This is a genomic window from Chryseobacterium sp. L12 (assembly GCF_056133985.1).
Genome location: NZ_JBVYOF010000039.1, coordinates 1 through 19,364, shown reverse-complemented (window position 1 = coordinate 19,364; position 19,364 = coordinate 1). Strand labels below are relative to the sequence as shown.

The 19,364-nt window shown below is 34.0% G+C and carries 20 protein-coding genes; all 20 read right to left on the bottom strand.

Features of this window, described 5'->3' with window-relative positions; translation table 11 throughout:
• Positions 1 to 6: 6 nt before the first annotated feature.
• Positions 7 to 1,548: an MFS transporter gene (locus tag AC0NBN_RS16980; protein ID WP_160814151.1), complete on the bottom strand. Its 1,542-nt coding sequence runs from the start codon at positions 1,546 to 1,548 to the stop codon at positions 7 to 9.
• A 378-nt stretch (positions 1,549 to 1,926) separates the two neighbouring features.
• On the bottom strand, positions 1,927 to 3,105 hold the full coding sequence (locus AC0NBN_RS16975; protein ID WP_160814150.1) for an acetyl-CoA C-acyltransferase: 1,179 nt from the start codon (positions 3,103 to 3,105) through the stop codon (positions 1,927 to 1,929).
• A 23-nt stretch (positions 3,106 to 3,128) separates the two neighbouring features.
• Complete coding sequence (locus AC0NBN_RS16970; RefSeq protein WP_160814149.1) at positions 3,129 to 3,518, bottom strand: hypothetical protein; 390 nt, start codon at positions 3,516 to 3,518, stop codon at positions 3,129 to 3,131.
• 148 nt (positions 3,519 to 3,666) lie between these two features.
• The gene (locus AC0NBN_RS16965; protein ID WP_143884328.1) at positions 3,667 to 4,749 is read right to left on the bottom strand and encodes a hypothetical protein; all 1,083 of its coding nucleotides are present in this window, start codon (positions 4,747 to 4,749) and stop codon (positions 3,667 to 3,669) included.
• 96 nt (positions 4,750 to 4,845) lie between these two features.
• Complete coding sequence (locus AC0NBN_RS16960; RefSeq protein ID WP_143884329.1) at positions 4,846 to 5,520, bottom strand: hypothetical protein; 675 nt, start codon at positions 5,518 to 5,520, stop codon at positions 4,846 to 4,848.
• Positions 5,486 to 6,040, bottom strand: coding sequence for an RNA polymerase sigma factor (locus AC0NBN_RS16955; protein ID WP_143884330.1), 555 nt, complete (start codon positions 6,038 to 6,040; stop codon positions 5,486 to 5,488). Before AC0NBN_RS16955 ends, AC0NBN_RS16960 begins: the two co-directional genes overlap by 35 nt.
• Before the next feature lie 110 nt (positions 6,041 to 6,150).
• Entirely contained in the window at positions 6,151 to 7,125 is a 975-nt protein-coding gene (locus tag AC0NBN_RS16950; RefSeq protein WP_160814148.1) for a zinc metalloprotease, read from the bottom strand.
• Between the two features lie 179 nt (positions 7,126 to 7,304).
• Positions 7,305 to 8,564 carry a nucleoside permease gene (locus tag AC0NBN_RS16945; RefSeq protein ID WP_160814147.1) on the bottom strand — a complete coding sequence of 420 codons (1,260 nt, stop codon included), beginning with the start codon at positions 8,562 to 8,564 and terminating at the stop codon, positions 7,305 to 7,307.
• Between the two features lie 16 nt (positions 8,565 to 8,580).
• Positions 8,581 to 9,180 carry a bifunctional nuclease family protein gene (locus AC0NBN_RS16940; RefSeq protein WP_160814146.1) on the bottom strand — a complete coding sequence of 200 codons (600 nt, stop codon included), beginning with the start codon at positions 9,178 to 9,180 and terminating at the stop codon, positions 8,581 to 8,583.
• A 278-nt stretch (positions 9,181 to 9,458) separates the two neighbouring features.
• Positions 9,459 to 10,406, bottom strand: coding sequence for an electron transfer flavoprotein subunit alpha/FixB family protein (locus AC0NBN_RS16935; protein ID WP_160814145.1), 948 nt, complete (start codon positions 10,404 to 10,406; stop codon positions 9,459 to 9,461).
• A 114-nt stretch (positions 10,407 to 10,520) separates the two neighbouring features.
• Positions 10,521 to 11,267: an electron transfer flavoprotein subunit beta/FixA family protein gene (locus AC0NBN_RS16930; RefSeq protein WP_160814144.1), complete on the bottom strand. Its 747-nt coding sequence runs from the start codon at positions 11,265 to 11,267 to the stop codon at positions 10,521 to 10,523.
• 228 nt (positions 11,268 to 11,495) lie between these two features.
• Entirely contained in the window at positions 11,496 to 12,203 is a 708-nt protein-coding gene (locus AC0NBN_RS16925) for an SDR family oxidoreductase (RefSeq protein ID WP_160814143.1), read from the bottom strand.
• Between the two features lie 78 nt (positions 12,204 to 12,281).
• Entirely contained in the window at positions 12,282 to 13,328 is a 1,047-nt protein-coding gene (locus AC0NBN_RS16920) for a T9SS type A sorting domain-containing protein (protein WP_160814142.1), read from the bottom strand.
• 130 nt (positions 13,329 to 13,458) lie between these two features.
• Positions 13,459 to 14,838, bottom strand: a complete 1,380-nt coding sequence (locus AC0NBN_RS16915) for a dipeptidase (protein WP_160814141.1) — start codon at positions 14,836 to 14,838, stop codon at positions 13,459 to 13,461.
• A 152-nt stretch (positions 14,839 to 14,990) separates the two neighbouring features.
• Positions 14,991 to 15,275, bottom strand: a complete 285-nt coding sequence (locus AC0NBN_RS16910; protein WP_130913575.1) for a hypothetical protein — start codon at positions 15,273 to 15,275, stop codon at positions 14,991 to 14,993.
• Between the two features lie 101 nt (positions 15,276 to 15,376).
• Positions 15,377 to 16,525: a class I SAM-dependent methyltransferase gene (locus tag AC0NBN_RS16905; RefSeq protein WP_474468896.1), complete on the bottom strand. Its 1,149-nt coding sequence runs from the start codon at positions 16,523 to 16,525 to the stop codon at positions 15,377 to 15,379.
• Between the two features lie 2 nt (positions 16,526 to 16,527).
• Positions 16,528 to 16,968: a DinB family protein gene (locus AC0NBN_RS16900; protein ID WP_160814140.1), complete on the bottom strand. Its 441-nt coding sequence runs from the start codon at positions 16,966 to 16,968 to the stop codon at positions 16,528 to 16,530.
• A complete protein-coding gene (locus AC0NBN_RS16895) occupies positions 16,968 to 18,131 on the bottom strand; it encodes a methylmalonyl-CoA mutase family protein (RefSeq protein ID WP_160814139.1) in 1,164 nt (387 codons plus the stop codon). The genes AC0NBN_RS16900 and AC0NBN_RS16895 overlap by 1 nt, the downstream gene beginning before the upstream one ends.
• Before the next feature lie 146 nt (positions 18,132 to 18,277).
• A complete protein-coding gene (locus AC0NBN_RS16890) occupies positions 18,278 to 18,634 on the bottom strand; it encodes a septum formation initiator family protein (RefSeq protein WP_160814138.1) in 357 nt (118 codons plus the stop codon).
• A 3-nt stretch (positions 18,635 to 18,637) separates the two neighbouring features.
• On the bottom strand, positions 18,638 to 19,252 hold the full coding sequence (udk, locus tag AC0NBN_RS16885) for a uridine kinase (RefSeq protein ID WP_130913579.1): 615 nt from the start codon (positions 19,250 to 19,252) through the stop codon (positions 18,638 to 18,640).
• Positions 19,253 to 19,364: the final 112 nt, after the last annotated feature.

The following is a 19,364-nucleotide window of genomic DNA, read 5'->3' as shown; positions in this document are numbered from 1 at the left end:
AGCCAACTATAAAGTATCCCTATCCTTTACTTTAGGCACATCCAAAAAACGAATTAAGATAAGTCCCATAAAGAAAAATATAGCCATCGAAAAGGCAGCAAATCGCATTCCTGATGCAGAAGGTAAAGCAACATCAATTTTAGCAAAAATTCTGATAAGCGTATCGTATTTGTCTATGAATAAAGCAAACACAAATGTTCCTACAATAATTGCCATTTTCTCAAGAACATCGTAAAAACTGAAAAATGTAGTATTTTCCATTGAATTTTCAGGCAGCAGCTTGGAATATGTAGATCTGGACATAGCCTGTAACCCGCCCATTACCAAGCCGACAACCGCAGCAACACCGTAAAACTGATATTCTACGGTAGGATTCTCTTTATTGAGGAAAAATGCCCAGATACAGGCAACAATCCATAAGATTACGGCAATAGAAATCACGTTTTTGTTCCCGATTTTTCTTGAAAGTCTGGAAAAAATAACTGCGCCAATAATCGCTTCTATCTGAATGATTAATAAAGTTCCGATCAGCTTATCCTGAGCCAGGTTGATTTCACTTTTACCAAATAGCGTTGCCATAAGGAAAATAGTCTGCATTCCTACACTGTAAAAGAAAAAACTTGATAAGAAAAACTTTAGATTTCTATCTTTAAAAAGTCCTTTTCCTACTTTGAAAAGTTCTTTGAAGCTTTCTTTTGCTATATCTTTATAGAAGCTGAAATTGTCTTTTAAAACCTCAAAAAAACCGCCCTGCTCTTCATGTCTTTTGAAGATGTTTTTATAATTTAAGAGTACTAAATCTTTAGGCAGCTTTTCTTTAACATCACCAAACTGAGGCAAGTGTTTGAAAGTATACTGTGAAAATCCGAACCACCATGCTCCCGTCAAAAGAAACGTAATTCTTGTGAATATAAGCTTCTGCTCTTCTCCTTTAGCCAAAACCATGATTAAAACCAGACAAAGAACAACCAAAACTACCGAACCAATATATCCGTATACATAGCCTTTTGCAGAAAGTGCATCCTGCTTGTCTCTTGTGGCAATATCCGGAAGAAACGAATTGTAAAACACCAGACTTCCCCAAAAACCCACACTCGCAGTAATACTGAACAATAATCCTAGAAAGACATTATGCATTCCTGTAAACATCGCCAATCCCATACATGAAGTGGCTCCAAGATAGCAGAAAAACTGTAAGAAAGACTTTTTGTTTCCAATGGTGTCGGCTAATGACGATAAAAATGGAGACAGTAAGACCACAATAAGGAACGAAATAGTTAAAGAATATCCGTAAACCGCATCCGGTTGATATTCTTTCCCCAAAATAGTAATCATGTGTCTGACGGGAACATCAATCCACCTTCCGGTTTCCTGCACAAACTCTTTTTTTTCGTAAGCTGTGGTAATGATCGAATAGTAAATTGGGAATATAGTTGAGGTAATAACCAGAGAATAAACTGAATTTGCCCAGTCATAGACCGCCCAGGCTTTCATTATTTTCGGATTATTCTTGATATTCTGAGTCGGTTGAATTTCAGTTTGAGACATTTTCAAAACAATTAGTTTCACAAAAATAGAAAAACCGCTGAACATTCAGCAGTTTTTATTTTTATTAGCTTAAATTTTATTGATTTATTAAAATTAAGTTAGTTCTTGAAAAATAAAAACCAAAAACATAAATGCTCTTGGTCTCTAAATCTTAATAAAATTTACTTATTTAAAAAGCCTTTAACTTTTTTTGCTTATCACTATTTGGATTATTAATAATACAACACTTACAACCTGAATAATTGTACCAATGGTTAGACTTACATTTCCATTGAGAGGACCAACTGAGATGTGAGTAATTTTCAGCCACGCACCTAGCAGAGTTATTAAAAATCCAACAAAAAAAACAGTGATAGCTAATTTAAATTTCATAAAGTATTACATATTCTCAATAACAATTGCAGAAGCACCACCGCCGCCGTTGCAAATTGCTGCAGCTCCATATTTACCGTTATTTTGCTTTAAAATATTGATTAAGGTAACTATAATTCTTGAACCAGAACTTCCCAGCGGATGACCTAAAGCTACCGCTCCTCCGTTTACATTTACTTTAGCAGCATCTAATCCCAAAATCTTATTGTTTGCCAAACCAACTACAGAGAAAGCTTCGTTAAACTCAAAAAAATCAATATCTGAAATTTCCAGACCTGCTTTTTTAAGAGCAATTGGCAATGCTTTTGCCGGAGCTGTTGTAAAGTTTTCAGGTTCCTGAGCTGCATCAGCATAAGAAATAATCTTAGCCAAAGGTTTCAGTCCTAGTTCGTCCATTTTTTCTTTAGAAACCAAAATCAATGCAGATGCACCGTCATTCAACGTAGATGCATTTGCTGCAGTAACTGTTCCTTCTTCTTTTTTGAAAACCGTAGGAAGTGTAGGCAGCCTGTCAAAATTCACAGATTTATATTCTTCATCTTCAGCAAATATTACAGGTTCTCCTTTTCTTTGAGGAATACTAACAGGAACAACTTCTTCTGCAAATTTACCTTCGCTCCATGCTTTTGCAGATCTTTTATAAGACTCTATTGCAAAATTATCCTGATCTTCTCTTGAGAAACTGTAATCTGTTGCGCACTTCTCTGCGCAAACTCCCATGTGAACCTTGTTATAAACGTCTGTAAGACCGTCTAAAACCATCCCGTCCTGCATTTTTACATCACCTAATTTAGCAGCATTTCTTGCATTATAGTAATGAGGAACCATCGACATATTTTCCATTCCACCTGCAACAATTACTTCTGCATCACCTGCTTTTATTGCCTGCGCTGCCATCATTACTGCCTTCATACCGGAAGCACAAACTTTATTGATTGTAGTAGAAGGTGTTTCGCTTGAAAGTCCTGCTCCTAAAGCTACCTGACGAGCCGGAGCCTGCCCTTCACCTGCCTGCAAAACATTTCCCATATAGATTTCCTGAACGTTTTTAGGATCTAAATTTATTTTGTCTAATGCTCCCTTTACCGCTGTAGCTCCCAATTTGGTTGCAGGTACAGTAGATAAACTTCCCATAAAACTTCCCATTGGAGTTCTTACTGCGGAAACAATGAATACTTCTTTCATGTGTATGATATTATTTTATTTATTTAAATTACTTTAACTCTTTTGGATCCAAACATCAATATAAAAGCTCCTGCAAACTCAACAATCCAACCCCATTTCAGCTTTACGGTTGAAGCAAGGGTTTCTGTCCAGGATTTGAATGGAAGAAAACTGAAATAACTGAATGCCTGATATTTGGTTGCAAAAATGGTGAATGCAAAAAGAATTATCAGCAAAACAGCATTTATCCTGACCAGTTTCTGATAGCCATTCATCATTCCAAATAAGGCTAATGCACTTAAAATCCAGCAGATGATAGCAAGATAATGATCTACTTGCCAGTAATTCCAGTTCCCGATAATAGGAACATGAACCAACGGAAGAAAACTTCCCATGACAACTAAAACCAATCCTATAAGCTGAATATTTTTCATAAGTACTGAAATGCCAAAATACAAAAAAAAACATACTTATTACCAGTATGTTTTAAAATCAATTAATTAAATATGAATTATCAGAATATACAATTTATTCTATTATAATTTAATAAATATTTAACATTAAGATGATTATGTTATAAAATTAAAAATTTATATAAAGTAATTCTAAGCCTATCTGAATGCCATATTTGTTTGTGAAGCCCGCATTATTATTAAAAGCAGGTGTAAAATCTTTCTTTATAAATAAGTTGAATGCGCCATAACCAACAGACAATTTGCCTCCAAAAAGAAAATCATTAACAGATCCGGTAATATTCTCACGATAATTAACTCTATGATCATTGAAATTATTGTATAGAATCTGGCTTTGGCTAAGGTATCTCACACCACCGTATATCCCTGCCGTAAGCCTTAGATTCCCTTTTGAGTTATCAAGCATTTTTTCTTCGTTCTCTGTTGTATATTTAGGATTAAGAACAAAAACAAAATCTACAGGAACAACAATGTAATTGTTTGCTACTCTTGAAATTCTTAAATTACCTGCTGAAAAATCTTCCAGGAAAATCTGGCGTTCGTTCTGCACGATCACTTTAGAATCAGCGAGCCTGTAAGAATCACTTCTTGCACCCAGACCAATCCTGTAAAAAACAGGAGAAGTAAGTTTGCCCAGCTGACCTGTATACCGCACCTCAAAAGATAAAGACACTGATTTTCCGAAAATTACATCTGAAGATTTAGTAAACAGATCCAATGAAGCTGCAGATTTTGTAAGATTTGTAAAGCCCAGAGAAAAATTAACATCTGTGCCGCTCAACAATTCTTTTTTGCTTTTTTTAGGATCTCTAAAACTAAAAAGAGCATTGTTCTCTGCAAAAATTACCTCATTTAATCCATTCGCTTTTCCCATTACAGAATTCTTCACCAATTCTTTGGTTGCATCTTCCAAATGAGATTTTTGCAAATCTACTTTTTCATTAATAATTTGTTCATACTTCTGAGCTATTTCAGTTTTTTGTTGTTGTTTCTCTTCCGCAGAAAGTTTTTTCTCCTTAAAAGTTTTTTCAAGCGAATCCAGTTCAGCATTCATTTTGCCTTTTTCCGAAACAATGATACTATCAATTTTTTTAGAATATTTAATCATTTCTGAGTCTGTAAAAGGCTTTTCCTGAGAAAAACTGTAACTAAAGGCGAATAATGCCGCAATTAAAGTAATTTTCGTTTTCATATGTAGAGATTTTTATTGTTTTTACGTGGTTGATTTTGAAAAATATAATTCTTCCGTTCAGGTTAAATGAACAGTAAATAATGATGTGATAATAATTTACTTGTGATTTAAAGAATCGCTATAAATCGTAAAACCTAATATCTTAAGAGAATTGGGACCTTTTATCTTGCTCTTATCAATTACCCCAAATTTTCTTTGATCGCTGTAATTCTCTTCTCTGGTTTTATCAAGCTCATTTCCTAAAAGCAAATCATCTGAAGTGATGTAAACGATCTTTTTATTCTCTTTAACAGTAATTTTCGGAGTCATTTGAATTTTCTCATCATCAATAATTTTGATTTCAGAAATCTTGTCGGGTTCAGCAGCAATAATAAGATCGGGATATTTTTCATATTCTGCTTTTTTTAGATCCGATGCTATTTTAATATTTTTTTGAGCAATTTCAGGCTTAATATTGTCATCAATATCTTTTTTCTGAATTATTTTAGGAGGAATCCAATTATTATTTTGCACAGAATTCTGCGATGTTTCTTCAGCAATGGAAATTTTAGTTTGAGGTAATGAATGATCATTAAAAAAATAAACCCAACAACCTGTTGAAATCATTATAATAACAGCTGCTGCGTATTTCAACCAATGAAAAGACTGTTTTGAATGTGACAAATCCTTTTCCTCAAGTCCGGATTCAATTTTATCCCACAAGCTTGCAGAAGGCTTTATTTCAAGCTCTTCGTATTCAGATTTTAATTGTGTCAGTATATTTTTTTTCATTTCGTTTTTCTTTTAAATAATCTGAAATCCATTTTTTTGCTTTACTGAACTGGCTTTTGCTCGTTCCTTCAGAAATATTAAGTATTTCTGCAATTTCCTGATGTTTTTTTTCTTCGAAAACATAAAGATTGAATATCAACCGATAACCTGCGGGCATATGTGAGAAAATTTCTTCGATATTGATTTCAGTGGACACATTTTCATCTTCATCTTCCGGAAAGTCGTCTGCAATTTCAACATCTACATACATAACATTCTTATTTTTCCTGACGAAAGTAATGGAATCATTCACAACAATTTTCCTCAGCCAAAACGGAAAACTTTTCCATTCTCTGCATTCACTAATTTTGGAAAAACACTTTAAAAATGCATTAAGCAGGATATCTTCCGCATCATGAATATTATTGGTATAAGAATTAGCTACCAAAAGCATTTTAGCCGAAAACATCTCATAAAGTTCTTTTTGAGCTTTACGATCCTGTTTTTTTGCCAGCTTAAAATTCTCTTCCAGTCCCTTCATGAATCTAGTTTCTGATTATAAGACGAAACATTTTTGAAATAGTTGCCTAAAAATAAAAAAAAATTGCACCTTATTTCTAAAGTGCAAATTATGTTTAATTTGTGTAATATTTACTGGGCAAAAGAATATCTCGGACCTCCCGGCTGAAATATTGCCAACATTCTGCTTTTCTGATCAGTAGAAAACATAAACATAGCGCGATCGTCCACATAATCCATATAATTCATCGTCATTTCTACAGGATTTCCTGAGCAAGAACTATAATGCGGATAAGCCGGAGCACCATAATTAGCGGTATTATGAGAAGGAGTATCACCACAGAAATCATTGCCGCAAGTAGCATCTCCCCAAATATGACGAAGATTCATCCAGTGTCCCACTTCATGCGTACCTGTCCTTCCTAAATTGTAGGGATAAGTTGCCGTCCCTGTAGTTCCGAAATATTTTGAATCTATCACAACTCCATCTGTAGCAGAAGAACCACCTGGAAACTGAGCATATCCCAATATACCATTACCAATAGTACAAACCCACAAATTAAGTTTTGTTGTTGGAGACAAAGGATTTAATCCTCCCTGACTTGTTTTTTTCATTGCATCTCTGGTTCCCCATGATGTTTTCTTAGTAGACTTTCTTACTACCTGATCTAAAACAAAACGGATACCTACGTTAGCTTTTACTCCTGCAAACAAAGTTGGAACATCATTAAAATCCGTATTTGTAGCATTAAAATCTTTATTGAGAACATCAATCTGCGATTGAATTTGTGCCTGTGAAATGTTTTCGGCCGCTGTTCTGTACAAAACATTTACCACAACCGGTATTTCGATGACACCATTTACCAATCTTGACTGAAAATTTTGCTGGATTTTCTGCTGGGTAAAGTTTTCTATATCAGAAATTCTTTTAGATAATCCGGGGTCTGTTGCCATCTGATCTTTCAAAACATCATCTGAAGCACACTTTCTTTTAGCTGAAACACTCGCCGTTTCTACTCCCGCAGATTCAGATTCAATCTTTTCATCAGATTCACATCCAATCAAAAACACACTTGCTATACATAGCATAAAAACTTTCTTTTTCATAATAATATCTTATAAATTAGGTTAAAAAAAAATATATTTGTTAAATAAATTGCAATTCTGTTACAAATGTAATAATTAAAAATTATTAAAAACAAGTGTGAATTAAATTTAGAATTTGTGTAAATAAAAAAATGCATTCTACGAAGAATGCATTTTTTTTGATTTTATATTAACAAAAATTAATGTGTAATTTCTTTTATTTGCTTTGGATCATGTTTGTGTTTGAAAAACAGTCCAAATAGTATTGTAATTATTAAAGCATAACCTGCGAAGTAAAGCCATATTTCATGCCACATTTTATCACCGTTGGGAAGTGTAAAATAATTCTGAATAACCCAGCCGCTTACCAGACTTCCTCCCATTGCACCAAAGCCATTGGTCATCATCATAAACAATCCTTGCGCTGAAGACCTGATTTTAAAGTCAGTAGTAGTTTCCACAAATAAAGATCCCGAAATATTGAAAAAATCAAAAGCCATCCCGTAAACAATACAGGATAATATTATAAGCACCAAACCAAATCCGTCAGGAACTCCATAAGCAAAAAAGCCGAATCTTAAAACCCATGCAAACATTGAGATCAACATCACATTTTTAATTCCAAATCTTTTAAGAAAAAACGGAATCGCCAAAATAAATAATGTCTCTGATACTTGCGATATAGACATAATTAATGTTGACCGTTTTACAACCAAGCTGTCTGCATATTCCGGCATTCTTCCAAAGTCTGAAAGAAAAGCATCACCATACATATTGGTAAGCTGCAAAGCCGCTCCTAAAAACATTGAAAAGATGAAAAACATAGCCATTTTTCCATTGCCAAAAAGAGATAGTGCATTTAGTCCTAATTTTTCTAAAACCGTAGCATTTTTAGGTATTGTATTTTGAGGCGGACACTTGGGTAAGGTGAAAGCATAAATTCCTAAAATTATGGCAAAAAGAGCAGCAATATAGAACTGATTTCCTGATTCTTTGTTGCCTGTAAGATTGGTAATCCACATGGCAATAATAAATCCTACTGTTCCCCAAACTCTGATCGGAGGAAAAACCTTTACCACATCATAGTTGTTGTTTTTAAGAATATAATAGGCAATAGAATTGGATAAGGAAATAGTAGGCATGTAAAAAAACATAGCTATTAACATAATCCAGAAAAACTGATTGGGATCTGCAACCTGAGGAAGAAAAAATAAGGTAATGCCATATAGAATATGGAGGATTCCGTAAAGTTTTTCCGCATTCATCCATCGGTCTGCAATGATTCCCGTTAAAGCAGGCATAATGATTGAAGATATACCTAAAGTAGAAAACACAGCTCCAAACTCGGAACCACCCCACTGCTTGGTACCAAACCAATATACACCTATGGTTATCAACCATGCTCCCCAAACAAAAAACTGAAGGAAGCTAAGAATGGTTAATCGTAATTTTAAATTCATCTTATAAATATCTCTTTTAGTCTATTTTCTTTTTTCTTCTCTTGATTTCTTCCTGAATCTCAAGAGCTGTATCAAAATCTTCCTCCTTTACTGCTTCTTCCAGTAATTTCTGCAGCTCTTCCATAGAAATTGATTGTAAGCCTTCTTCGGATGATACCGTTTCTGAGAACGACTCATCTTCTTTGGCAACTTCTTCCAGTTCGAGAAGAATTCCCGCTTCGTTCAGAACCTGCTGTGTAGTAAAGATTGGCGCATCAAAACGCACTGCCATTGCAACTGCATCTGAAGTTCTTGCATCTAAAATAAGCTCTTCCTGTGTTTGGGAATTTCTGAAATTGATATTGGAGAAGAAAACTCCGTCTACAATCTGATAAATAATAACGGAAACCAACTGGTAATTTGCCGAAACTATAAATTTTGAAAATAAATCGTGGGTAAGAGGACGCGGTGGGTGAATGTCTTTTTCGAGACCTAAAGAAATGGATTGTGCCTCGAAGTTGCCGATGACAACAGGCAGTTTTATGTGTGTTTCTTCGTGTTCCAAGAGCAATGCATAAGCTCCAGATTGAGTCTGGCTGTACGATATTCCGCGTATGATGAGCTGTTTATAATCCATGACTACAAAGATAAATGTATTTTTTTATCTATACTTTTTATTTTTAAAATTTTATGGGTCTTTTAATTTGCCGGCTTACTTTGATGTAATGGTCACGCAGCCCGGCTTGAGCGGAGCTCTTTTTGTCGCGACCGGAGGGAGCGGCAAAAAAGCGGGAGCGGAAGACGGAAAAAGCTGCCATAATAAAAAAACTGTTTTTAATAAAATAAAAAAAATTCTTAAAAAAAACTTCCGGAATAATAATTATCCCGGAAGCTTAATTATTGATAAAAAGTTTTCTAGCCTTTTATCGCCTTTATTTTTTCTGTCAATGCAGGAACAATCTGAAAAGCGTCTCCTACAACACCATAATCGGCTGATTTGAAGAACGGTGCTTCTGCATCACTGTTGATCACTACAATTGTTTTGGATGAGTTTACACCAGCTAAATGCTGAATAGCACCAGAAATACCGATGGCAATATATAAGTTAGGAGCAATTGCCTTTCCTGTCTGTCCAACGTGTTCGTTATGACCTCTCCAACCGATGTCTGAAACTGGTTTGGAGCAAGCTGTTGCTGCACCTAAAACACTTGCTAAATCTTCTACCATTCCCCAGTTTTCCGGACCTTTAAGCCCTCTTCCTGCAGAAACAACTACTTCTGCTTCTTTAAGATCTAATTTTCCTGAACTTTGCTCATGAGAAATCACTTTAGTATCTTCATTGGCAACAGCCAATTCTTTTACTTCTTCTGAACCTGCAACTGCATTTTCTTTCACACCAAAGGCGTTTTGAGAAACTGTAATGATAACTCCCGTTCCTTCTGCTTTTGCATGCATGAAACCTTTTCCTGAAAAAGCTCTTCTCTTTACCTGAAATGGTGAAATGCTTTCCGGAGCTTCCAATACATTGGTGATTAAAGAATAATTCTTCATCACTGCCAACATTGGTGCTACCGAAGAAGCATCTGTTGTATGAGGGAAAATGATAATATTTCCTTCTGCCACTTCACTTACTGCCTGTGCATAAGCTTTTGCCGAGAAATTTTTAAGACCTTCGTCTTTAATATTGATCACATTAGTCGCTCCATATTTATACAATAAATCTGAAGAATCTGTTGGGTTTACAGAGATTGCGGTAACGGTGTCTCCTGCCTGATCAGCTACTGCTTTAGCATACGAAACTGCTTCAAAAGCCGCTTTTTTGTAAACTCCGTTTATATTTTCTGCGTATACGAATACTGCCATTTTAATTATTGTTTAAAGTTAAGGTTTGATGTTCAAGATTTGAAATTTGAGATTTGATGTTCAAATTTATTCTGCTAATTTCAACTCCTGAATCGTTTTACTTTTACTTGGTTCTTAAATAACTTTAGCTTCTTCATGAAGAAGTCTTACCAATTCATCTAAATTATCAGGAGAAACCATTTTAACCGCAGCTCTTGGCGGAACTGAATCATAAGAAACTCCCTGAACTTTTACTTCGGAAGAAGTAGGCTCTACCACTTGCAAAGGTTTTGTTCTTGCAGACATAATTCCTCTCATGTTTGGAATAATCAAATCTTTTTCGTCTACCAAACCTTTCTGACCAGCAATTACAGCCGGCAATTTCACAGAAATTGTCTCTTTACCGCCTTCAATTTCTCTTACTGCAGTAGCTTCACTACCGTTTACGTCCAAACCTACTGAAGCGTTTACGAAAGGCTGATTTAACAACTGAGCTACCATTCCCGGAACAGAACCACCATTGTAATCAATAGATTCTTTACCACAAAGAATTAAGTCATAACCTCCGTTCTGAGCAACTGAAGCAATTTCTTTTGCTGTAGAAAAACTGTCTTTAGGATCTAGATTTACTCTTACCGCATCGTTAGCTCCAATTGCCAAAGCCTTTCTTACCACAGGCTCTGTAGCGGCGTCTCCTACATTTACAACTGTAACAGTTGCGCCCTGAGATTCCTGCAATTTGATGGCTTTTGTCAAAGCAAATTCGTCTAGAGGGTTGATTACCCACTGAATACCGTTTTTGTCGAACGCAGATTTATCTGCTGTGAAATTAATTTTTGAAGTAGTATCGGGAACACTACTGATACAAACTAATATTTTCATATGTAGATATTTATTGTTTTTTTAAATTATATAGAAACACATTCTACTAATGGTCTTTTTATTTTACCAATTGATGCGATCTTATATTGGTTATTTCTTCATTTACTTCTTAAATCTGATGATTGATGAAGTATTTTTTTTATTTAGTTCAATTCTGTAAATATAATTAAAAAAAATATTATGCATGCATAACAGTTATTTAATTATTATTCAGTGCATTATAAGTTATTAAGACTTTGGATTTGCAGCTCTAAACTCAATTTTGCTTGGCAAAACTCCCGGATTCATTTTCAAAATATCCAAAACCAGATTCCCCATATCTTGTGGCTGGATCTTCCATGCATCTTTTTCTGAAGGAATATTTCCGTTGAAATGAGTGGCAACTGAACCAGGCATGATGACGGTTGATTTGATATTGTATTTTCTCAGATCAATCATTGCTGCCTGGGTAAAACCAACTACACCAAATTTTGAAGCATTATAACCTGTGCCGTTTTCAAAAAAATTGGCTCCGGCAAGACTTGAAATCGTTATATAATAACCTTCTGTTTTTTTCAGTTCAACAACTGAAGCTTTCAGTGTATGAAATACTCCTGTGAGATTGGTATCAATCATAGAATTCCATTCTTCGGAAGTAAGTTCATCAACTGGTTTGAAAACACCAAGCCCTGCATTGGCAATAACAAAATCAAGCCTGCCAAACTTTTTGATTATTTCTGAAACAGCATTAGCTTCATCATCCAAATTTCTTACATCCGATACCAATCCTAAAACATCACCATAATTTTCCTTTAGTTTAGCTTCGATCTTCTCAACATCTTTTTTATTTCTTCCTGAAAAAGCAACTTTGATTCCGTTTTGTAACAAAATTTCTGAGATTCCTAAACCTATGCCTTTAGTTCCTCCTGTTATATATGCAACTTTATTTTCTATCATAATTAATAAATTTAATACTTCTAAAATAGCAAAAACGCTCCAATTGGAGCGTTTTTATAAGATAACATTTATCAGTTATTATTTTTTGATGAATTTCTCTGTAGAAATACCATCTTTAGTTTCAATATTAATTAAGTATGTCCCAGCCGGAAGACTTCTTACATCTACCTGAGTACCATTTAATTTTACATGAACTTTTCTTCCTGTCATATCAACTACAGATACTGCATTAATTGTTGAATCTGTTTTGATGTTTAGGATATCTGAGGTAGGGTTTGGAGAAATTGAAATATAACTTGAAACTTCAGCAATATTCTTCACATCATTAGTTCCAAGTGTTGCAGCATTACCAAATTGTGCTAAAATGTTATCAAATCCCACTTGATTAGTAATGAAATTACCCGCAGAAGCATTATTGTATAAATATATATCTTCTGCAGCCATGCCAGAAATCAAAGAGTAACTGGTACTAGTGCTTGATAATGAACCCATTCCACCAGGATATCTCCAGGTATGATTTCCTGTTGTTTTATTATATTCATATGTTAAACTGTACCAAGTGTTAGGCGTTAAAACCAACCCCGGAGCCGCTGAAAATGCCCAACTATAAGTGGCAGGACCAACAGGTGTAGTACCTGCTACTAAATTATTAACTGTCCCTAACCCAGAAAGCACTTTCGTTGCAACGTTATACTGAAAGCCTCCTAAGGTTCTACTTGTAGTACCGTCTACTCCCCATACTCTCATCTGCACAGATCCAGCTCCTAAAGAAGAACCTGTATAAAAATCAAACTTAACCTGCAAAATATTATTAGCAGGTGATGCAACAACAGATGTAAGTCTTGCAGCAATTCTACCATTAAGAGTAGAATTTGGTGTAGTATCAAAACTATCATAGCTATCAATTGTTAAAGACTTTCCATGAGCGACATCAATATTTGCAACTTGGTAGTCTGTATTTGCTCCATTAAGAGTGTACCAATTGTTTTGTCCAGCAACATTTCCTGCTGTACTTGTACCTAGATTCCCTAATACTAGAGACTCAAAATTTTCACTTACAATTGTTTGTCCAAACATCATCACTGTTGCAGTAGTCAACAATAAAGAAGATAAAACTTTTTTCATAATTATTTTAATTTTAATAGCGTAAATATAAAAAAACATCACGTATCAATGATAATATTTTTTGTTAAAATTAAAATAATCCTCAAGAAAAAAATCCTGAGGATTATTTTATTGTAATATTATAAGCAAATTACTTAGAATAATTCTCAAAAAATAAAGGGATGCTTTCAATGCCTTTATAGAAATTAAATAAGCCGTAATGTTCGTTTGGTGAATGAATGGCATCAGAATCAAGACCAAATCCCATCAATACTGATTTTGCTCCCAAAACCTGCTCAAACATAGCTGTAATAGGAATGCTTCCTCCGCCTCTGTATGGTAAAACTTCTTTTCCAAAAGCAGTCTGCATCGCATTTTTAGCCGCTAAAAATTCTTTTGTGTCTGTCGGTAAAACATAAGGCATTCCGCCATGATGCGGTGTTACTTTTACTTTTACATTTTCAGGAGCTATTTTTTCAAAATATTTAGTAAACTTTTCGGTAATTTCTTCAGGAGTCTGGTAAGGAACCAAACGCATGGAAATTTTAGCAAAAGCTTTGGATGGAATCACTGTTTTTGCTCCTTCTCCTGTATATCCGCCCCAAATCCCGTTACAGTCTAAAGTAGGTCGAATTGAAGTTCTTTCTAAAGTTGTATATCCCTTCTCTCCTTCTACACCATTTAAGCCGATTGATTTTTTAAATTCTTCAGGATTGTCTTTCAGCTTATTCATTTCTGCTCTTTCGGCATCAGAAACAGTTTCCACATTATCATAAAAGCCATCAATAAGAATATGCCCGTCATCATCAATCATTTTGGCAATCATTCTTGAAAGGACGTGAATCGGGTTGGGAACTGCTCCGCCATATAATCCGGAGTGCAAATCTCTGTTGGGACCTTCAACTTCAACTTCCACGTAGCTTAAACCTCTCAAACCGGTGGTTACCGTAGGTTGTTCGTTGCTGTAGATATGGGTGTCTGAAATCAAAATACAGTCGCAAGATAGTTTTTCTTTATTTTCTTCTACCCAACTTCCTAAACTTACTGATCCTACCTCTTCTTCACCTTCCAGTATAAATTTCACATTACACGGAAGAGAATCGGTTTTCATCATTGCTTCAAAAGCTTTTACCTGCATAAAAAACTGACCTTTATCATCTGCTGAACCTCTTGCAAAAATAGCTCCTTCAGGATGAAGATCGGTTTTTTCAATATAGGGTTCGAAAGGCGGTTTTTTCCATAATTCTAAAGGATCTGCAGGCTGTACATCGTAATGACCGTAAACCAAAACAGTAGGGAGTTTTTCATCAATCAGCTTTTCACCAAAAACAATAGGATAACCTTTGGTTTCGCAGATTTCAACATTGTCTGCTCCTGCATTCTTTAGATGTTCTGCGCAAACTTCTGCACATTTCAAAACATCATTTTTGTAAGCCGGATCGGCTGAAATAGAAGGTATTCTGAGTAATTCAAACAATTCATCAACAAAACGGTTTTTGTTTTCGCTGATATACTTTAATGTTTCTTGCATTATAATTTTAAATTTTGTTAAAATTAAAAAATTGTACCGTCATCACAAACAAAAAAGACAGTTATTTATTAGAATAAATTCGTTATAAACTTGATAATAAAAGCAAATCCCACACTAATGTGCAGGATTATTTTATGTAATATAGTTTTATATTAATGCTGTTCAACCGAAGGTTTTTGCAGACCTTTGTTGTGTTTATCAGAAGATTTCTCTGTAGAAGCACTATCTCTTTTAGGAGCTGCAGTTTCATGATTACCATGACCTGCATCTTTGTGTTCTACCGCAAGATCTTCTTGATGACCACTTGTTTGCTCGGCATCAGAATATCTTTCTACACCTTCTTCAAGCTTAATGATACTTTTATTTCCTCCAGCCTGAATTTTTTTGCAGCTTACCGCTACTGTTGCAAGAGCTAAACATAGAACTAATTTTTTCATATGCAGATATTTATTTTTTTTTTAAGATCAGCAGGAATTATAAGATTCCTTAATTTTTAATTGCCCAAAAGTAAGAAATATTGCATTTTTCGGCAACATTTTTATACTGATTTTAATATTATTTTACCTTTTTTTGACTGTGTAAAAATAAGATAGCTATTACCTCCGTCTTTCAGTTGATATTTTTTCTTTATTTCTTCAGGTTTTAAAGGATAATTTTTGGAAATAATATTATACTGTTCTTTTTTCTTAATTTGTTTTGAATCAATAGTTTCCATTTCCAAAATTCGTCCCGGAAAATTTTCAGTTTTAGCATCCGATGTATAAATGTGAGTGTTTGGATGCAGTTTCCTTAGTTCAAATTTATTTAAAATCAAATTGAAAATTCCTGCTTTCAGCACAGCATTATTAGGTATGTAAATAAATTTCTGAGGTTCACCGTATTCTGCTGCAGCATTTTTTTCATCGTCAAAATAAAAGCTGAAAGACGCTTCTTGTGACTCCAGATTTACACAATAACAGATTATTTTACCTGAAAAATCTTTAGTCTGGGTCATCACAATTTCTTTCACATCATTTTTGACGGCGATAATATCAATTTGGGAAACATTTTTTAATACAGAAACAAGATATTTCAAATCAATAAGCGGAGATAGTTTTATTAGGACTTTTCGTGATATTGAAAGAAGTTTATCCTGAATTTTTAAAACATTGGGGGATAAATCCTCAAGCAGAAAAACTTTATTTTTATTTTGATCTCTTCTTGCAGGATCAAGATATATCACATCAAAATTTTCATTATTTTCTTCTAAAAAATCCTCAAGCTTTTTGCTGATAAACTTTGCTTTTTTCTTTAGAATTCCCCAATTATTCCGTACAATTGCCAAAAGTTCAGCATTTTGCTCTATAAGAGTTATTTCTTTAAAATTTTCTGATAAATAGTAGGCATCAATTCCAAATCCGCTTGTCAGATCAATAAAACGGTCTCCTTTAAGATTATCAGATTTATATTTTGCGGTAATTTCAGAGGAAGACTGCTCAATATTAAGCTGAGGCGGAAAAATAATCCCTTCTTTGAGTAAAAACGGAAACTTCTTCTGTGCCACCAGTTTTCCTTTGATCTGCTGCACGATTTCCTGCATGGAAACTTCGGGAAATGGAGATTTTTTTAATAACAAAGAATGCAAATCTGTTTTCAGATTTGTATTGATAAATTTTTGAATCTCAGAACTTAATATTTCTTTTTTCAAAATTATCTTTTATAAAAAATATAATCTGTCAGTATTGGTTCAATACCGCTTTGTGTGAACAAAAAGTTTATTTGCCCTCTATGATATGTTGAGTGATTAATTGCCTGAAAAAGTATTTCAAAAATGCTGTTCTGAAATTTTATTCCTTTTGAATTTTGGTATTCGATTGTTTCATCCAGATCAGAATTTCGGATAATATCAACACTTTTCAGATAATTTTGCAGATTAATCTCACTAAGATTTTCAAAAGGATTTATTTGCCAAACTTCACATGATTCCTCTCCCAATATTCTTGAATTCCAAATTTGTTGTGCATTGAGAGTATGGTTGATTAAACTGATGGTTTTTTCACCTACCTTAGAAATATTTTCTGAAATCACACGTATCATTTCTTTGTTAAAATGATAAGTATAATCAAATAAATCAATCATCTTTTCTTTCATTACTCATACATTTCTGCCCAACGAACTGCTTTTATTTCTTTCTCGTTGTATAAATCATCAACCGATTTTTTAACATCCAGTTTAGGGTATAAATTAACACCAATCAGCTTGATTTTTCCTTCTTCTACCCATTTCTGCTCTTCAATGGCATGATTATAAATTTCTTTTTGAATATAACTCTGCTTCAAAAGAGCAAGATAACCTCCTTTTTCTTCAATTTCAACAAAATATTTCCACGATTTTTCAGCAATCTGCTGAGTAAGGTCTTCAATATAGTAGCTGCCATTGGAAGCATCTTCAAAGACATTGATGATACTTTCATAAGCCAAAACAATCTGCTGTTTAAAAGAAATTTCCTGCGAATTTTCTGTTGACTGATTGATAAGATAATTGTTGCTGTACACTGCATCTGCACCACCGATCATCGCAGAGGCAAGCTCTAAAGTTGACCGAATAAGATTATTTTCATTATCTGAAACCGCTTTATTTCTCAAAGAAGTTTCTGCAAAGATGTACGGAATATCATCTAAATCATATTCTTTTGAAAACTGATTAAAAACCAGCTTAAAGGCACGGATTTTTGCCATTTCAAAGAAATAATTTCCTCCTACAGCCAATCTGAATATTATTTTGCTTAAAATTTCGGCTCCGTATACTTCAACTAGCTCTTTTGTTTTGGCTAAAGCAATTCCTAACTGCTGAAAAATGGCTGCACCTGCATTCTGATGAAGAGATATATCAACACAGATGTTTCTTTTAAAATCTTTTGCCAGAAGCTCTTTAACCAGCTGATCGTTGATTTCAGCATTTGTTTCATCAAAAACGTCGATAAGTGAAAAATACTGATCTTCATCCTGTGGACTGATATGTTCCGCTAAATCTTTGTTATTGATAAAAATGGTTTTCCCAACCAAACTTTCAACATTTTCGTTCAGCAAAAAAGCAAAAACATCATCTTCCAGATTTTCCTGATAGAGAGCAACTAAATGTGTACTTTCTTCTATCTTCGGGAGATTGGGAAGCTGCTTTTCAACCGAATGATAAAAAGGCTTAACTTCAATTCCTTCAAGATTTTCTTTTTTTAGAATAGTGTAGATATCTTCTGCTTTAAGTTGTTTCTTAACAAGATTTTCCCAGTTTGAGAAGGTTTCAGTATTAGACATGGAATATGGATATTTGTGAATTGTCAATCGTAAATTTTTTTCACAAGTGAATCTTGAATCGACGAAAATTTGACAACTATATTTACATTTAAATTAAAATTTCACAGCGAAGCTAATTGACTATTGACAATTAATTTACCTTAATATCATTTTTTAGCAACGTTTGCACTATCTGCCACGAGAATGAAAATCTCTTCATTCGGCTTTTTCATAAAGTAATTTTCTCTGGCATATTTTTCTTTTTCAGACTTATTATTCATCAGTTTTTTATAGAATTTATCATTCTTTTCATATTCTGATTTGTAATATTCCAGCTGCTCTTCATATTTATTGATTTCGCCATTCAGTTCATGAATTACCAGAAAAGAAGTTTTATCAAAGAAAATCATCCAAACCAAAAACAGAACAATGGTAATAACATATTTATTCAGAATATAATTCTGGATAAACTTTAAAGTATCAGATTTTGGCTTTATGTCTTTAATGAGCTCTTTTTCTGGCATTTTTTAGTGTTTTCTGAGTGAATTTTTAATAACAGTAGTCAAAAAATCAATGGCTACAGAATTTTGTCTCATATTAGGAATAATCAAATCCGCTTCATTTTTTGAAGGCTCAATAAACTCCTGATGCATAGGCTTTAAGGTTGTCTGATAACGATGCAGAACCTCGTTCAGATCTCTTCCTCTTTCCTGTGTATCTCTTCTTATTCTCCGGATTAATCTTTCATCTGAATCTGCATGTACAAATACCTTCAGATCAAATTCTTTAAGAAGTTCTTTGTTGGTTAAAACTAAGATTCCTTCAACTACCAAGACATTTTTAGGTTCTACAGTTACATGATCTCCTGTTCTTGAATGAGTTACAAAACTGTAAATAGGCTGCTCAATAGGCTGATTGTTCTTTAAGGCTTTTACATGCTTGATCAGCAAGTCAAAATCTATTGATTTAGGATGATCATAATTAAGAGCTTCTCTTTCTGCCAAAGTCAGATTATGATTATCATGATAATAATTATCCTGAGAAAGGATGTTCATTCCTTCAATATCAAGCTGTTGTATAATTTTATCAACAACGGTAGTTTTGCCGGATCCAGTTCCACCAGCAATTCCTATTACAAGCATTTTTCTAGTCTGTTTTTAATTTACAAATATAGTATTTTATTTAAAAGCTGAAAATGGGAATTAAGCTATGTTTTTTAAGCAGTAAAGATTTAATTTAACGTGAGTTCGGGAT

Bases quoted from the DNA above. Each gene is read 5' to 3' on its own strand.
- AC0NBN_RS16950 (WP_160814148.1), bottom strand. From the start codon at position 7,125: ATGAAAAAGAAAGTTTTTATGCTATGTATAGCAAGTGTGTTTTTGATT.
- AC0NBN_RS16900 (WP_160814140.1), bottom strand. From the start codon at position 16,968: ATGAAAGAAAAGATGATTGATTTATTTGATTATACTTATCATTTTAAC.
- AC0NBN_RS16960 (WP_143884329.1), bottom strand. From the start codon at position 5,520: ATGAAAAAAAATATACTGACACAATTAAAATCTGAATACGAAGAGCTT.
- AC0NBN_RS16925 (WP_160814143.1), bottom strand. From the start codon at position 12,203: ATGATAGAAAATAAAGTTGCATATATAACAGGAGGAACTAAAGGCATA.
- AC0NBN_RS16915 (WP_160814141.1), bottom strand. From the start codon at position 14,838: ATGCAAGAAACATTAAAGTATATCAGCGAAAACAAAAACCGTTTTGTT.
- AC0NBN_RS16965 (WP_143884328.1), bottom strand. From the start codon at position 4,749: ATGAAAACGAAAATTACTTTAATTGCGGCATTATTCGCCTTTAGTTAC.
- udk (WP_130913579.1), bottom strand. From the start codon at position 19,252: ATGCTTGTAATAGGAATTGCTGGTGGAACTGGATCCGGCAAAACTACC.
- AC0NBN_RS16975 (WP_160814150.1), bottom strand. From the start codon at position 3,105: ATGAAAGAAGTATTCATTGTTTCCGCAGTAAGAACTCCAATGGGAAGT.
- AC0NBN_RS16920 (WP_160814142.1), bottom strand. From the start codon at position 13,328: ATGAAAAAAGTTTTATCTTCTTTATTGTTGACTACTGCAACAGTGATG.
- AC0NBN_RS16935 (WP_160814145.1), bottom strand. From the start codon at position 10,406: ATGGCAGTATTCGTATACGCAGAAAATATAAACGGAGTTTACAAAAAA.
- AC0NBN_RS16980 (WP_160814151.1), bottom strand. From the start codon at position 1,548: ATGTCTCAAACTGAAATTCAACCGACTCAGAATATCAAGAATAATCCG.
- AC0NBN_RS16970 (WP_160814149.1), bottom strand. From the start codon at position 3,518: ATGAAAAATATTCAGCTTATAGGATTGGTTTTAGTTGTCATGGGAAGT.
- AC0NBN_RS16940 (WP_160814146.1), bottom strand. From the start codon at position 9,180: ATGGATTATAAACAGCTCATCATACGCGGAATATCGTACAGCCAGACT.
- AC0NBN_RS16945 (WP_160814147.1), bottom strand. From the start codon at position 8,564: ATGAATTTAAAATTACGATTAACCATTCTTAGCTTCCTTCAGTTTTTT.
- AC0NBN_RS16910 (WP_130913575.1), bottom strand. From the start codon at position 15,275: ATGAAAAAATTAGTTCTATGTTTAGCTCTTGCAACAGTAGCGGTAAGC.
- AC0NBN_RS16890 (WP_160814138.1), bottom strand. From the start codon at position 18,634: ATGCCAGAAAAAGAGCTCATTAAAGACATAAAGCCAAAATCTGATACT.
- AC0NBN_RS16895 (WP_160814139.1), bottom strand. From the start codon at position 18,131: ATGTCTAATACTGAAACCTTCTCAAACTGGGAAAATCTTGTTAAGAAA.
- AC0NBN_RS16930 (WP_160814144.1), bottom strand. From the start codon at position 11,267: ATGAAAATATTAGTTTGTATCAGTAGTGTTCCCGATACTACTTCAAAA.
- AC0NBN_RS16955 (WP_143884330.1), bottom strand. From the start codon at position 6,040: ATGAAGGGACTGGAAGAGAATTTTAAGCTGGCAAAAAAACAGGATCGT.